At 51.2% G+C, this 13,140-nt stretch carries 16 protein-coding genes and 1 pseudogene; 10 read left to right on the forward strand and 7 right to left on the reverse strand.

The genetic code is table 11. The features are described 5' to 3' along the window. The 3 genes and pseudogenes from HMPREF2625_RS01795 to HMPREF2625_RS11000 all read right to left on the reverse strand — a co-directional run. Nucleotides 1–533, reverse strand: a pseudogene (locus HMPREF2625_RS01795) (hypothetical protein); the annotation flags it as partial. A 510-nt stretch (nucleotides 534–1,043) separates the two neighbouring features. Continuing rightward, a complete protein-coding gene (locus HMPREF2625_RS10660) occupies nucleotides 1,044–1,718 on the reverse strand; it encodes a Type 1 glutamine amidotransferase-like domain-containing protein (RefSeq protein ID WP_083295587.1) in 675 nt (224 codons plus the stop codon). A gap of 130 nt (nucleotides 1,719–1,848) precedes the next feature. Continuing rightward, complete coding sequence (locus HMPREF2625_RS11000) at nucleotides 1,849–2,025, reverse strand: Type 1 glutamine amidotransferase-like domain-containing protein (RefSeq protein WP_083295588.1); 177 nt, start codon at nucleotides 2,023–2,025, stop codon at nucleotides 1,849–1,851. Nucleotides 2,026–2,140: 115 nt separating this feature from the next. Between HMPREF2625_RS11000 and HMPREF2625_RS01800 the strand changes: the two genes are divergently transcribed. Continuing rightward, a complete protein-coding gene (locus tag HMPREF2625_RS01800) occupies nucleotides 2,141–2,797 on the forward strand; it encodes a hypothetical protein (protein ID WP_004005147.1) in 657 nt (218 codons plus the stop codon). 114 nt (nucleotides 2,798–2,911) lie between these two features. On the opposite strand, the gene HMPREF2625_RS01805 is transcribed toward HMPREF2625_RS01800, so the two are convergent. Next, entirely contained in the window at nucleotides 2,912–3,376 is a 465-nt protein-coding gene (locus HMPREF2625_RS01805) for an OsmC family protein (RefSeq protein WP_070521101.1), read from the reverse strand. 171 nt (nucleotides 3,377–3,547) lie between these two features. Here HMPREF2625_RS01805 and HMPREF2625_RS01810 point away from each other — a divergent pair, with 171 nt between their 5' ends. The 3 genes from HMPREF2625_RS01810 to HMPREF2625_RS01820 are packed head-to-tail and all read left to right on the forward strand — an operon-like array spanning nucleotide 3,548 to nucleotide 5,714. Next, on the forward strand, nucleotides 3,548–4,423 hold the full coding sequence (locus HMPREF2625_RS01810; RefSeq protein WP_070521106.1) for an AzlC family ABC transporter permease: 876 nt from the start codon (nucleotides 3,548–3,550) through the stop codon (nucleotides 4,421–4,423). Further along, nucleotides 4,416–4,754, forward strand: a complete 339-nt coding sequence (locus tag HMPREF2625_RS01815) for a branched-chain amino acid transporter permease (protein ID WP_070521110.1) — start codon at nucleotides 4,416–4,418, stop codon at nucleotides 4,752–4,754. The genes HMPREF2625_RS01810 and HMPREF2625_RS01815 overlap by 8 nt, the downstream gene beginning before the upstream one ends. A gap of 9 nt (nucleotides 4,755–4,763) precedes the next feature. Beyond that, nucleotides 4,764–5,714: an AzlC family ABC transporter permease gene (locus tag HMPREF2625_RS01820; protein WP_070521113.1), complete on the forward strand. Its 951-nt coding sequence runs from the start codon at nucleotides 4,764–4,766 to the stop codon at nucleotides 5,712–5,714. Between the two features lie 78 nt (nucleotides 5,715–5,792). Here HMPREF2625_RS01820 and tpx read toward each other — a convergent pair whose 3' ends face one another. Continuing rightward, the gene (gene tpx, locus HMPREF2625_RS01825; protein ID WP_041321518.1) at nucleotides 5,793–6,293 is read right to left on the reverse strand and encodes a thiol peroxidase; all 501 of its coding nucleotides are present in this window, start codon (nucleotides 6,291–6,293) and stop codon (nucleotides 5,793–5,795) included. Between the two features lie 315 nt (nucleotides 6,294–6,608). On the opposite strand from tpx, the gene HMPREF2625_RS01830 reads away from it, so the two are divergent. The 6 genes from HMPREF2625_RS01830 to HMPREF2625_RS01855 all read left to right on the forward strand — a co-directional run bounded on the left by HMPREF2625_RS01830 (nucleotide 6,609) and on the right by HMPREF2625_RS01855 (nucleotide 10,797). Beyond that, nucleotides 6,609–7,196 (forward strand): LppP/LprE family lipoprotein, encoded by a 588-nt coding sequence (locus HMPREF2625_RS01830; RefSeq protein ID WP_004005153.1) that lies wholly within the window; start codon nucleotides 6,609–6,611, stop codon nucleotides 7,194–7,196. Between the two features lie 36 nt (nucleotides 7,197–7,232). Continuing rightward, nucleotides 7,233–7,874: an LppP/LprE family lipoprotein gene (locus tag HMPREF2625_RS01835; protein WP_070521116.1), complete on the forward strand. Its 642-nt coding sequence runs from the start codon at nucleotides 7,233–7,235 to the stop codon at nucleotides 7,872–7,874. Between the two features lie 461 nt (nucleotides 7,875–8,335). Next, on the forward strand, nucleotides 8,336–8,743 hold the full coding sequence (locus HMPREF2625_RS01840) for a DoxX family protein (protein ID WP_070521119.1): 408 nt from the start codon (nucleotides 8,336–8,338) through the stop codon (nucleotides 8,741–8,743). Between the two features lie 14 nt (nucleotides 8,744–8,757). After that, nucleotides 8,758–9,618, forward strand: coding sequence for a class I SAM-dependent methyltransferase (locus HMPREF2625_RS01845; RefSeq protein ID WP_246826576.1), 861 nt, complete (start codon nucleotides 8,758–8,760; stop codon nucleotides 9,616–9,618). Next, nucleotides 9,599–9,910, forward strand: a complete 312-nt coding sequence (locus HMPREF2625_RS01850) for a hypothetical protein (protein ID WP_246826577.1) — start codon at nucleotides 9,599–9,601, stop codon at nucleotides 9,908–9,910. The genes HMPREF2625_RS01845 and HMPREF2625_RS01850 overlap by 20 nt, the downstream gene beginning before the upstream one ends. Next, a complete protein-coding gene (locus tag HMPREF2625_RS01855) occupies nucleotides 9,853–10,797 on the forward strand; it encodes a class I SAM-dependent methyltransferase (protein ID WP_246826578.1) in 945 nt (314 codons plus the stop codon). Before HMPREF2625_RS01850 ends, HMPREF2625_RS01855 begins: the two co-directional genes overlap by 58 nt. Nucleotides 10,798–10,960: 163 nt before the next feature. On the opposite strand, the gene HMPREF2625_RS01860 is transcribed toward HMPREF2625_RS01855, so the two are convergent. Beyond that, entirely contained in the window at nucleotides 10,961–11,572 is a 612-nt protein-coding gene (locus HMPREF2625_RS01860; RefSeq protein ID WP_070521125.1) for a Type 1 glutamine amidotransferase-like domain-containing protein, read from the reverse strand. A 151-nt stretch (nucleotides 11,573–11,723) separates the two neighbouring features. After that, a complete protein-coding gene (locus HMPREF2625_RS01865; RefSeq protein WP_246826579.1) occupies nucleotides 11,724–12,950 on the reverse strand; it encodes a histidine kinase in 1,227 nt (408 codons plus the stop codon). Nucleotides 12,951–13,140 lie beyond the last annotated feature (190 nt).

Genomic DNA, 13,140 nt, shown 5'->3' on the forward strand with positions numbered 1-13,140 from the left:
TGACCAGTCTGGCCCTGACCGCCCTGACCGGGGGTACCAGGCTGAGCAGGAGTACCGCCCTGACCAGGCTGTCCGGTCTGACCCTGACCGCCCTGACCGGGAGTACCAGGCTGACCCTGACCGGGGGTACCGGGCTGATCGCTGTCGTGATCACCAGGTGTATCGGGAGTGTCAGGTGTATCGGGAGTGTCAGGGTGATCACTGTCGTGATCACCAGGCTGACCGGTCTGACCCTGACCGCCCTGACCAGGCTGACCATTGTCACCAGTCTGACCGTTGCCACCGCCGGGAGTGCTGGTCTGACCGTTATCACCAGGGGTGCCAGGCTGACCGGTCTGACCCTGACCGCCCTGACCAGGCTGTCCCGGCTGACCGGGCTGGCAGTCACATGCAGGAGAGGTGGGAACCTGATCCGGCACGTTAGCAAACGTAGCAGGCATTGCCACGAAGGATGCACCCAACAAGGATGCGGCGGTGCCGGTCGTAACCAGCGCCTTCTTAATTCCGGGAGATTTCCGCTGATGAGAAGTCATATGTAAACCTCTTTTATGTCGGCTTCGTGTGCACGGAAACTTTCAACTACCGCAGGAGTAAATCCTCAAGGGCAGCCTAGACTAAGTATCCAATTCCCAGGCTACAGGGGCTCCACTAGGCATACAAGCATGTTTATAACATTTAAGTGAACATCACTCAGCTTGCACCCTTTTTTGTCTACAATAAACATTTCAAAAATCCTGCATATCTAGGGGTCTCTCAAGGACTTTTACCCCCTCATACATCCCCTGCAATTCCAGGGATTGAAGAGAATAAGATCCTTCATGTAGCACCCACTAGAAGCACACTTAAGCGTCCTGGGCAAAATCTGCACCTGAGGTTAAAAATAAAGTTTTAATAACACGTGTCGAATCCGGTCACATGGTGGCACACCCTACACAACCCCCGCTTTTCGCTTGATATATCAAGTATTTTCACTATCGAAATGCATTCTCAAAATTTACATATCAAAAGCTTCGTTGCGCAGTCGAAACCTGCTGGTAAACGTACTACAGCTCCACAGCACATATACCTTTTGTCGTCTGATTATATAAACCAGCATTGCTCACACTTCGATAGACTACATCTACTACCTCGTTGCAGTATCGAACTGCCGCCCCATCGTCTAAAGCTACTCCTGGCGGTAAAGTACCGCTTTGTAGTGTCTGCAAAAAACTTCTGGGACGACCAGGTTCAGTATTGAAATGAGGGCAGAAGCTGCCAGGCAGTATACCCAAACCGTCATTGAGCGCCTCTAAACCACCAAACGAATCGGTCAGACATGACTCGAACCAGCAAGCTGCACCTGCACTTATCCCCGATAGAACCGTTCCCTCGACATATGCTTTGCGAAGCACACGGTCAAGTCCATGCAATCTCCACACAGCTAAGAGGTTTGCGGTGTTACCGCCTCCGACATAGATGATGTCTTGACGGCGTATAAATTCTTCAAGGTTCAGCTCTGTGCGGCGAAAAAGCTCAAGATGAGCAGGAATACACGAATATCTTTTAAAGGCAGTATAGAAACGCTCGATATACGCACGTGAATCTCCACTAGCCGTAGGAATAAAACACACCCTTGGTTTTCTCCGCATGCTGGACTCTAACAGAAACACATCTTGATCAGTATTCTCACCGTCAGAGAACCCACCACTCAGAAGCACAATAGTGCGTTGAGTCTCCATAGGTAACCAACCCTCCACAAATAAGCCATGCAATCATAGCCCATCCTAAACACCGAGCATATCCAGAGTATATAGGTCTATATATGGATTCAACGCGGTAACACCCTACTCAGCATTCGCACTATGAAACTCAACCTTCGTAGGATACTCCACCGTACGAGAGACCGTGCAACCTCCACGCAGCTAAGAGGTTTGCGGTGTTACCGCCTCCAACATAGATGATGCCTTGACGGCGTATAAATTCTTCAAGGTTCGGCTCTGTGCGGCGAAAAAAGCTTAAGATACGCAAGAGTACAGATAACGCCACAAAATTTTCAGGGAACTACTGATATTATCGGCGTAGTTCGCCTGAGTTTAGCCAATTCGATCAGTTGCTACATCACGTAATAAGGAATAGGGAGAAAACATTGAGCAGAACTACCATGATCATTATTATCACTGTTGCCATTGCCATCTTCTACCTCACCTACGATGCGGTGCGCAGATCACGAGAGAAGAAGCTCCCCTACGTATTTAAGAGGAAGTATCACCAGCTTGAAGGATGGCTGAATGTGACAGCGCTAGGTTTAACAATAGATGCCTTAATCATTCCGTGGGATATGGCATGGACCGGAACGTGGAATACCATTCTTTTCGGCGGTACAGCACTACTTAGCGCGAATTTCCTCTACGCATACGAAATGGAGTACTTTAGTATTCACTCAGACGGTACTATTAAATACCATACTCGAACAGGAAAAATTATTACAACACATTTTAATTGTATTAATAAATATAGTTATTCTCCTTGGGGTAAAAATTTCCGTGGAGGTGAAGATATTTCGTTTCCTGATATTTTCCACCTCAGAACCAGAGACGATAAAACAGCAGCCAAGTTTTCAATAAAAGCTACCAAAGAATACTCCATAGCCGCGCATGTTATCTTCCGACAGGAGAAGGGCCGGTGGGCACACATCCACAGTTCAGAAGACCAGGCTCAGATTGAAGAAATACTTCATGACAAAAAAGCCATTATCCAATATCTGACCGAAAACCCTCAAGGCACCGACCTTGCTGATGATTCTGCGCACTATATGTAATATGTTTCCGCATCAAAGCCCCCTGCGATAAATGCCGAGCAGATAACTTTTAATAATCTGCTCGGCAAAAATATATGCTTAAAGTCAAGGCCAATACGATAATCCAGCAAAGCCCTACTCAGCATTTACATTATGAAACTCAACCTTCGTCGGATGCTCCACCGTACGAGAGACCATGCAGTCCTTCTCAGCGCTCAAACGAATTAACCGATCCACCATCTTAGCGGCCTGCGTGCCCGCCTCGGTTTCAGGGAACTGCACATCAAAATCGACCTCAACATCATCAAGACGTACCGCACCGTCCTCATGCTTCTTCAGAGCAGAAGCAAGTACCTCGAATACCTGTGGGATTTCACGGCGGGTGGTGACCGCATCCACATCGACCGAGGAGCATCCGGCGATCGCCGCTAATAAGAGCTCCACCGGAGTTAGAAGCCCATCACCCACCCCGAAGTCCAGGGTTGCCCCATTCGCACCATGTGCCCGGTACCGCAAGCGATCAACCCGTTCTACACGAACTTCGCGGTAGTCCTCAGACTCGCGGCGTACTATTGTTTTCTCAGCAGGCGCTTTATTCATCAGCAATACTCCTTAACACGGTGAAACTGTCGCTTGTACATTGAGCATAACGCAGGCACCACATCTTTATTCCTCCCCTGATATTCCGTACAGCAAAACGAAGTACATAAAACTTCCCTAAAATTGGATAGGATAATTGAAGACTCATTTTCACTCTTGCTGAGAGGCACCATGAAAGATACCGCGAAGGAAACAAGCGACGCAGAACATTACGCCGCGATCGGTCATAACCCCACCGAGAGCGGCTTCAAACAGGCTTTACGGGCATCCAGCGTTGTGCTTGCAAGTTTCGTGGTGTTGGGGTTAGGTTTGGGCGTTATTATTAGTGCTCACCATTTACCGTGGTGGCTTGCGCCCGCAATATCCCTCATCGTTTACGCCGGTTCCGTCGAGTTCCTGGTGGTAGAAATGATCGCAACCGGAGCCAGTGTAGGCGCTATTGGTTTCACAACTCTGCTCGTGAACTCCCGCCATCTGGTGTACGGTATTTCCTTCCCGCTGCAGAACGTCAAGGGTTTCTGGGCGAAGCTCTACGCCATATACACGCTCTGCGACGAATCCTACGCGCTCAACACCGGCCCCGACCGGAATACGCTCTCTCACGCACGTATTCTATGGGTGAGTACATTCCTGCACATCAGCTGGGTGGCAGGAACAACCGCCGGGTTCTTTATTGGCGCATCGTTTCTGAGCCACCTTGAGGGTATGGATTTCGCCATGACGGCTCTGTTTACAGTCCTCGCGATTGACGCCTACCGCGCTCAACGGGATAATGTCACGGCTCTTCTCACGCTGATCTCTGGCGCGGTGGGTATTATCCTGGCACCCGGTTCCATGCTTCTGGTGTCGATGGGAACCTACACTGCCCTGCTGATAGTACGGTTCTTTATCGCAAAATCACGGGGAACACTGCCGGAACACCAGATACCCGCCCCAGAGAATAACACAGCAGTGACGGTTGCCGAAGACAGCACGACAGATCAGGTGAAAACCCCAAGCCCCACATTCACTCACTACAACGACCCGCAGGAGAACCCCCATGATTAACGGCCACATCGATAGCGGCTATATTATCAGCGCCGTTCTGGTGGCGGCGGCTGTAACCTTTGTTCTGCGGGTGCTCCCCTTTGGCCTCAAGAAAGCCCTTGCGGGTTCTGAAATTCTGGATGCGCTCAGCCACTGGATTCCACTCGGGGCCGTAGCGCTTCTGGCGATTTATGCGATAAGCCGTATTGACTTTTCATCCACGCACACCGCAGTTCCCTATCTTGCCGGGTTTGTGGTGACGGGGCTCGTGCACCTGTGGAAGAAGAATATGGTATACAGCATGATCGCCGGTACCGCCACCTGCGTTATTCTCATCAACTGGGTTTTCTAGGGGCATACCATGTTTGAAAGATCTTCACGCCCCAACCGCCACCTTGGGGAGGCGCCGCAACAAACCAGCGACGAACAGGTTCTCGATATTATCGCCTCCGCAGGTCTGGCGACCAGCAGCATTCCGGTGGTGCAGGAACGCGAGCAGGATTTACGTGCGGGCAGCGCCCACAGTGTCGAGCTTCGCCGCACTGGCGAGAGCGGATTTCGTGAGGCAATGCGCGTTGCATCCCTTGTGATGCTGGGCCTGTTTTTCGTGGGAATTGGGCTCGGTGTTGTGATACACAGCTTGGGTTTTCCTTGGTGGCTTGCGCCCCTGCTTCCAGGAGTTTTATTCGCCGGGTCTGTAGAGTTCGTATTGCTGACGATGATGGCAGCGGGTGCCTCGCTGGTATCCGTTGCGGTGATGACGTTGCTCATCAATTCACGCCACCTCATGTATGGGCTGTCCTACCCTATCGAGCGTGTGCACGGCTCTCTCGCTAAGTTTTACACTGTCTATACGCTCATCGACGAGGCTTTTGCCCTCAACAGTGGACCGGAACGGCATACTCTAAGAGGGTCACGCATTCTGTGGATTCATGCTGGAATGCATGTGAGCGTTATCCTCAGTTCCACACTCGGGTTCTTCTTGGGGTCGAGTTTTCTGGCGCATCTTGAGGGTTTCGATTTCGTAATGACTGCGCTCTTTACGGTACTTGCCCTTGATGCCTATCGCGCTAACCCCGATAGGCTCACGGTGCTTTTCTCGGTGATCGCGGCGGCAGTAGCGTTGATTATTGCCCCGGGGTCTATGCTCTTGGTGGCGATGGCAGTGTATATGGCGCTTCTGGTGGGGCGTTATGCAGCGGCGAAGAAACGCGGTTCTCTGCCTCAGCATATGCTGGTCGCCGACGAGCTTACACACCATCGCACGGAACACGATCGCGCAGAAGAGACTCCGCACGAACCAGCACAATAGTTTCAAACGGCAGAACAAAGCAGGCACCACAGCACGGAAAAACCGAGCATGGTGCCTGCCTGATAGGCTCAGCTGCGTTTACTTAAGAGCTGCGAGCGCAGCCTCGTAATTAGGTTCGTTGGTGATTTCGGGAACGAGCTCGGTGTACACTACCTCACCGGCGGGGTTCACGACTACGACGGCGCGAGCAAGGAGCCCTTCGAGAGGTCCGTCGGTCATTGTCACGCCGAAGTCCTGCCCGAAGGATGAGCGGAATGCGGAGGTGGTAACAACGTTCTCGATGCCCTCAGCGGCACAGAAACGACCAAGCGCGAACGGAAGATCGTGTGAAACGTTCACGACAACGGTGTTATCAAGACCGGCGGCTTCTTTGTTGAAGTTGCGAACCGAGGCGGCGCATACGCCGGTATCGACCGAGGGGAAGATATTCAGCACGAGGTTCTTACCCGAGAACTGGGCGCCGGTGACCTCAGCGAGGTCGGCGTCGAGTACGGAGAATGCGGGGACCTTAGAACCGATGGCGGGAAGGTTGCCGCTGGTGTGAACTGCAAGGTTATTTTGAAAAGTAATTTCAGCCATTTCCTCATTGTCGCGCGTTCTCTGCCCCTGCGCAAGGGGAACTGTCGCGTAAGAGCCGGGCGGCGCGGTCTCGTCGTACATTCATGCTGTTGCGAAGGGAGACAGGAAATTGACAGACACCGGGCTACTATACATGACGGATATCGTGGCATTCTGGCAGATAACGTCGTAAGTTTAAAGGTGGAACCTTAACATTGCCTTTTACGGCGGCTAATGTTTCTAGGTATCAGATACTTACGGCCTACTCTCACGGTTGAGAATTTGCAGACAGTATCTATTACAACCTCACATGTATAAGGTAAGGACTATAACGCAATGTATCCGGCAAACACGAAGCTTTCCTCTCTGAAATCCCGTCTCAGAATTATAGTTTTTGGTGCTCTTCTGACGCTGTTATTTACCTCGTGCGGTGCTCCTTTCGGAGCCGAGCAGAGTTCGTCCACCCCCTCGCAGCAGTGCGGAACATTGACAGATCAGCAGGCTCTCGAAAAATATGGGCAACAGATACCACCCTACACATGGGATGGAGACACAAGCGAAGGTGCTCCTTGGGACACATCTAAAGTGCCCGAAAATATTCCTACCAAAAACCCCGAGCTAAATACCTACGATCCGTGTGCGGAATTCTCGTGGATTACCATGGATCTCAAAAATGGAACGGGTAGTTCTCCAGCACATTTACTGTTTTTCAGCCACGGTGAGTTCATCGGGGTTGCAGAACAAAAGCCTTTTGGAAAGTTTGTGCCTCACCGGCTATCGCCCACGAGCGTCGAGGTTCGTTATGTATACCCCAAAGCTGATGAATGCAACGCTTGTGCAACGGGGCGGGCTATTAGCGTGTATACTTTCGACCCGCAAACCCGGCAGGTCTCCCGCACGGGCGAGTTGCCACCAGTAAACTAGGAGTAACAACACGCACCGATACGAAAAGAGTTTTTCATGTCTAGATTTCCTGTAAAACCGCTAGTTTTCTGCGCTGGCGCAGCGCTTCTGCTTTCTTCCTGCGGTAACCCGTTTGGCGCATCCACCGATTCGGGCAGCAGTTCGCAGGCGGCACGCAGTTCCAGCTCATCTAGTTCTTCATCCGCTTCAACCAGCGCATCTCACTCTCCCACAGCAAGTGCCACCAGTTCTTCAGCCTCTCCAAGTCCGAGCGTGTCTGTGGTAACGGTGACCGCCAACCCGCAGCCGGAGGCAAGTACCGTTACGGTAACCGCATCATCAAATTCTAATTCGGGGTCTTCGTCCTCAAGCGGGCGTTTGGCGTTGGATTCTAATGCGAGTAAACTTCGCGGTCATCATTCGTGGTCGCTGAGTTCGGCGGATACTTCGACTTTCGATTCGAGCGCGGAGCTCTCGTGGATTACGGTTGGGTCATCCGATGGTGCGTCACATATTATGCTGTTCCATCACGGAGACTACTTGGGAACCGGCACGCTCAACCCGATTCAGGGTTCCCCTTCGGTCTCACGGAATTCTGCGAACCAGATTTCGGCCTCTGTGGGGTCTTCCCAAGCGACGTTCACCTGGGATTCCGCTCAGGAAAAGATTGTTATGAACGGGGATTTGCCGACCGGATAGTTCCTGATAAACGTGTGTAAGCAAGCGGTGAGCCCCGCGTCCAACCTTCTGGATGCGGGGCTCACGCAAATCTGCTGTGTATTCAGTTCATGTGGGCTTTATGTACCCCATCAAAACTGCTGACTCTAGCTTAGGCTGCGAACTTCTTCTTGTACACGAAAAATGCTGCTGCGCCGACGAGAGCAAGTACAATGAGCTTCTTCATAAGAGAGGATTCCTTTCATGGGATCAGTGATTGGGTGCCCTCACGGGCCTTTCCGTGATGTCTTAGCACCGGTTCACTCATTCTACCCTGTTCTGGTATGGATTCGCTATCGTTACACGACGTGTAAGGCTCATATTGTGCGGTAGAAATGTGAATTTACTCAGTTTTAGAGGTGCGGAACCACGCATGTGCAATGCCCTAGAGAATCCATAAAAATCATCCGGCGGTAGTAGTGCGGATGTGCAAAACTAGAATTATGAGCTTGAAGAAAAACGTATCTGAGGATTCCCGCTCCGGCGGTAAGAAACATATAGCGCCCGTGGTAACAGCCGGTTTTCTAGGGACCACGGGTGTGCTGCATTTCGCGAAACCCGAACATTACGACGCAATCGTGCCTCGTGCCCTGCCGGGCTCCGCGCGGTTCTACACCTATGCTTCGGGGGCTGCTGAGCTCGGTATCGCAGGGATGCTGACCGTCCCAACAACCCGCCGGGCGGGTGCCCTCGCGGCTATTGCACTGTATACGGCGGTGTTCCCGGCGAATGTGCAAATGGCGTGGGATTGGCGGCATGAGTCAGCGTTTAAGCGTGTTGTGGCGTTCGGTCGTTTGCCTTTGCAGATTCCACTGATTCATAGCGCCTGGAAAATCTATAGGAACTCATAGGACGAGAGGTATCCATGACCGGTTCGGAGTCCAACCTCGCCCATGAGGCAATGCGCCGTGCTTCCAACCTCAAATGCCCTACGGGCGACTACGGTCGAAAACTGGCAAATTCCTTGAATTTGCGGAATCTTCCCATGATTGTGAGCGCTTTGGAAGCGTTAGGTATTGAGGATGACGACCGCATTATGGAGGTGGGTCCCGGCGACGGCGGACTCCTCAATTATGTTCTCTCCCTTGCAGAGAACCTGAACTATGCTGGGGTGGAAATATCTCCGCTCATGTACGAGCAGGCCTGCACCGCCAATAACGTGTTTATCGCGGAAGGGCTGGCCGAGTACGCTCTGTACAACGGCGTAAACCTGCCTTATAAAGACGGCATATTCACAAAGATATTGAGCGTGAATACGGTGTATTTCTGGGATGAACCAGTCCAGTTACTCGCAGAAATTTGCCGGGTTCTGGCTCCCGGTGGGCGTCTGTGCTTGAGCTTCTGTGAGAAAGATTTTATGGAGACTCTACCGTTTGCCGAGCAAGGGTTTAAGCTTTTCGATGCCGCCGATATTATGGCACTCACGCGGGAACTACCCTTACATACAGTAAACATGCAACGACTGCATGATGTGACAGTTGCAGGTGGATCCACTCAGCTGGTGCAGCGCAACTACGTGAATCTCGTGTTTAAAAAAAGAGACAATCAGCTCTACTACATAGCTTGGGAGTTAGAAGGATCGCATGGTAGTACCTTTCGTCATGGCTGGAGTGCTTATGGCACTGGCGTTCGGCGCACATATTTTTGTTGGAACCCGCGAGACGCTGTCTTTGCGTCCGGTTGCGCATCCCGCCAATACAGAAAACATGGTACGTGTCCCTGCTAATCACACAGAGCTTTCCCGGCATTGGGCGCAGGCCATGTGCGCGTTTCAGCTGGTGAGTATCGATCTGCTGTTGATCACCATTGTTACGTTCCTATTAGCATTCACCGACTTATTGCCAGCCAAACGAGAAATCGGTTTATTCATCGCAGCGTACTTAGGCGCGTGGGGATTCGTATGGCTGGTGCAGCTGGCAGCTGTGAAAGTCGAACGCCGCACCTACTACATGTTGGGACAATGGATGCTGTTCTTCCTCTGCGCCGCCTTCATGGTGTGGGGCTCGCTTGCCCTTTAGCAGCGGCGCGCATCCAGAAAACAAAAATCAATATTTTGGATGAAGACCGTCAAGGACGATATATCTACAATTGTGCTTACGAGGTCATGTTTTTAACGGCTGACGTCGTCCTTGATTATCACCAATCCGAAAGCTATATCATGTCAACCACGCTACTCGATAAGCTCAAGCCCGAATTCCACACCAACCCTCCCGCTGAAGAGAACGGCATCCTGATGTGCCTGGATGATGCGCAGGTTCAGGGCGATAACGCCAAATACATGAAATTCTACAACCGCTTAGCCTCCGTCTACGACCTAGGCGAACGGTGGTTTGGGCGTCTCGCTTACGGCAATGAAGTCGCACAGATGCGCCAGCAGTTCATGAAGGAACTAGAGTGGTTTCCCGGCTGCTCGGCGCTGTACGTCTCAATCGGCACCGGTACCGACCTACGCTACCTGCCCGACGATATTGAGGTGAGCGCAATCGACTGGACGGGTGCCGATATTTCGCTCGGGATGCTCAAGAAATGCCAGAAAATCTGGGGTGGGCGCGCGAACCTGAACCTAGTGAACTGTGCCGCCGAGGACCTGCCCTTCATCGATCAGAGTTTTGACGTGGTGCTGCACGTGGGCGGCATTAACTTCTTTAGCGATAAAAAACGCGCGATCAAAGAAATGATTCGGGTGGCCAAACCCGGCACGAAAATTATGATCGCAGACGAAACTTCCGACTACATCGATTCGCAGTACAAGAAGAACGTCCTCACCCGTAAAGCCTACAAGAACGCCACTTTCGATCTCTCAGAGATTGAGGCACTGATACCCGAAGACATGGAGGATACAAACACCAGCTTGCTCTGGAATGATCAGTTCTATTGCATCACGTTCAGGGTTCCGCAAGACTAAGAAAGACCAGAATTACGATCATAACCTGGTAAACGGGTGAAGCGGGAGCAGTTTCTTCATTCGGGAGCGGTTAAAATGCTCCCGAATGAAGAAACTGCTCCCGAAGTCTGCCGTGTTCAAGGTGAACACGCTATGCGGTGGGTTTCTGCCCGCTGAAGAAAACCTAGACGATAAAGCGAACGCCGCCCTCAACCCGAATCGCACGGCTATTGTTGATAGGCACAAGGTCTAGCTTATCCGAATATTCGCTTTTCATACGGCGTACCGCCTGAACGAAAGGTTCTTCTTCCTCGTGCACCGCCGGGTAGAAATCGACAATTCCCAACGCCTTAAAATTGAACATTCCCAGAGCAGCGTCAGAGTCGTCCATAACTCGTGCATACTCAATATCAGGCGAAGCGACCATAGCTCCAGCCGACTCCCCCACGTACATCATGCCGTGGCGCACCTTTTCGACAATGAAATTGATGAGGTCTTTGGATTTGAGCTGCTGCAGCAAATAGAACGTATTGCCGCCCGAAATATAGAGAACTTCAGCTTGTTCGATGCGCAACTTCGCGGTTTCTGAATCAACTTCTGCAATGTCGAGAATATCGGGGGTTAGCCCTAAATTTTTGAAAACATTCAGGGCATCCTGAACGTAGAAAGTTGTGTTTTCAACCGTGCTGGCGGTAGGAATAAACACCACCTGCTGTTGTGATGGGTTGCCGCGCAAGAAATTTTTGAAGGCGGGTTCTACACCGGCGAAGTAAGAACAGAGGAAGGCGCGCATCATCTATCTCCTGGCGAAGGCATCTATAGTGTGGTTTTATCAAATCGTACCGGTCGATTTACCCATGCAACACCCCTAGAAGGAAATTTTAGGTTTATGTAGCACCTTATCTTCTTCTAGGGGTGTCAGCACAGAGATTTTCTCTTAATAAAGCCTAGTTCGTGGTCGGAACCAGGGTCTTGAGGGTAATGTCGCTTGCGACTCCGCCATCCGCGTATTCAAGGTATGCGCGTACCACGTATTTCTTTCCTGCCTGCAGCTTATTACCGGGAATAGTCAGGTCGCCCTCGAAGTCGCCGTTCGGTTTCGGGGTAACAGTCGTATTCACGATCTCATCGCTGCTGGGATCGTCAAGCTCAACATTGTATTCGGTGAAAATCAACCGAACCTTGGAGCCGTTCTGAGCCGCTGCTGCAGGGTTAAACCCGCCGCCAGCAACCTTCAGGTGATTCTCGGCGGCACTGCGGCTAAGGGGTGCACCGTTAATGATGCCTACAACCTCATCATCCGTATCGCCATAAAAATCCTTGGTCACAGCCCTTACCCAGTCGTCGCTGCTGGATTCAATAAGCACCCGATAGTGCTTGCCTTCCTGAATCTTGGATCCAGGAATCTGAATCTGAGTAGTAAAGTTACCGTTCTTCACCTCTGCCGAGACGTCTTTGGTGGCAAGAGTTTCGTTAACCTGTCCGTTCTCATCCAGACCCTCAACTTTTATCTTGACCTGCTTCACGTCATCAAAATGGGTTCCGGTCAGGGTCAAGACATTGGTGTTCAGGTGGCTGCTGAGCTTATCTGTCTTCGAGGAGTTGGTGGTCAGGGTTACGGAAGACTGCAGGTCCTTGCTGTCAACCTGCTGTACAGGCAGATCTTGTTTAGCCTCTATTGTGCGGTTACCGTGCCCGGGGTAGCTCATAATGTAGAGAACATAGTGTTTCTGGGGATCGAAATCGCCTTTAACCTTGGCAGTGCCACGGAAATGACCGTCTTCCGTCACAACAAGGCCTCCGCCGTCTTGAACTAAGTTTTCGCCCGTGAAGTCGCCGTCTGCATCAACCTCGTAGACCTCTGCACCTAAACCGTCAAAAGACTTGTTGAGGTCAATCCCCTCACCAGTAATCGTAAGGTTGTTCTGCCCTGTCAGAGGGTTCAGCGGACCGCCCTCAACGGAAGTTACTTTAGCCCCTGTATTAATATTTGTGTTGTTCCCACCGGTGTTATTAGTGCCAGTATTTTGGCCACCCGGAAGCGTAGAGATAGCCTGCTGAGTCTGCGCACCAGCGTTCCCTTCAGCGGCAAAGGAAGGAACGGACGGCACCACGGATGCACCTAGGAGGGCAAGCGCACCCACTCCGGTCAGGATAAAACGGGTATTGGACATTTTGTACTCCATTCATCGGTTAGTGGAATACTGTTAAATGTAATACATGGTTGAGTTTAGGTCTAGCATTTTTAGCATTATTTCTTGATATTTATTTTTATGACAACATGAATGTTTCGATGGAAAATATATACATAAACTAATGTGTCAACACGACTCAAAGGGTCTTCAACAGCATGCATATCACTAA

The sequence above is a fragment of the Rothia sp. HMSC064D08 genome (assembly GCF_001809525.1).
Taxonomy (GTDB): Bacteria; Actinomycetota; Actinomycetes; order Actinomycetales; family Micrococcaceae; genus Rothia; species Rothia dentocariosa.

Bases quoted from the DNA above. Each gene is read 5' to 3' on its own strand.
- HMPREF2625_RS10660 (WP_083295587.1), bottom strand. From the start codon at position 1,718: ATGGAGACTCAACGCACTATTGTGCTTCTGAGTGGTGGGTTCTCTGAC.
- HMPREF2625_RS01800 (WP_004005147.1), top strand. From the start codon at position 2,141: ATGATCATTATTATCACTGTTGCCATTGCCATCTTCTACCTCACCTAC.
- HMPREF2625_RS01805 (WP_070521101.1), bottom strand. From the start codon at position 3,376: ATGAATAAAGCGCCTGCTGAGAAAACAATAGTACGCCGCGAGTCTGAG.
- HMPREF2625_RS01810 (WP_070521106.1), top strand. From the start codon at position 3,548: ATGAAAGATACCGCGAAGGAAACAAGCGACGCAGAACATTACGCCGCG.
- HMPREF2625_RS01815 (WP_070521110.1), top strand. From the start codon at position 4,416: ATGATTAACGGCCACATCGATAGCGGCTATATTATCAGCGCCGTTCTG.
- HMPREF2625_RS01820 (WP_070521113.1), top strand. From the start codon at position 4,764: ATGTTTGAAAGATCTTCACGCCCCAACCGCCACCTTGGGGAGGCGCCG.
- tpx (WP_041321518.1), bottom strand. From the start codon at position 6,293: ATGGCTGAAATTACTTTTCAAAATAACCTTGCAGTTCACACCAGCGGC.
- HMPREF2625_RS01830 (WP_004005153.1), top strand. From the start codon at position 6,609: ATGTATCCGGCAAACACGAAGCTTTCCTCTCTGAAATCCCGTCTCAGA.
- HMPREF2625_RS01835 (WP_070521116.1), top strand. From the start codon at position 7,233: ATGTCTAGATTTCCTGTAAAACCGCTAGTTTTCTGCGCTGGCGCAGCG.
- HMPREF2625_RS01840 (WP_070521119.1), top strand. From the start codon at position 8,336: ATGAGCTTGAAGAAAAACGTATCTGAGGATTCCCGCTCCGGCGGTAAG.
- HMPREF2625_RS01845 (WP_246826576.1), top strand. From the start codon at position 8,758: ATGACCGGTTCGGAGTCCAACCTCGCCCATGAGGCAATGCGCCGTGCT.
- HMPREF2625_RS01850 (WP_246826577.1), top strand. From the start codon at position 9,599: ATGGTACGTGTCCCTGCTAATCACACAGAGCTTTCCCGGCATTGGGCG.
- HMPREF2625_RS01855 (WP_246826578.1), top strand. From the start codon at position 9,853: ATGGATGCTGTTCTTCCTCTGCGCCGCCTTCATGGTGTGGGGCTCGCT.
- HMPREF2625_RS01860 (WP_070521125.1), bottom strand. From the start codon at position 11,572: ATGATGCGCGCCTTCCTCTGTTCTTACTTCGCCGGTGTAGAACCCGCC.
- HMPREF2625_RS01865 (WP_246826579.1), bottom strand. From the start codon at position 12,950: ATGTCCAATACCCGTTTTATCCTGACCGGAGTGGGTGCGCTTGCCCTC.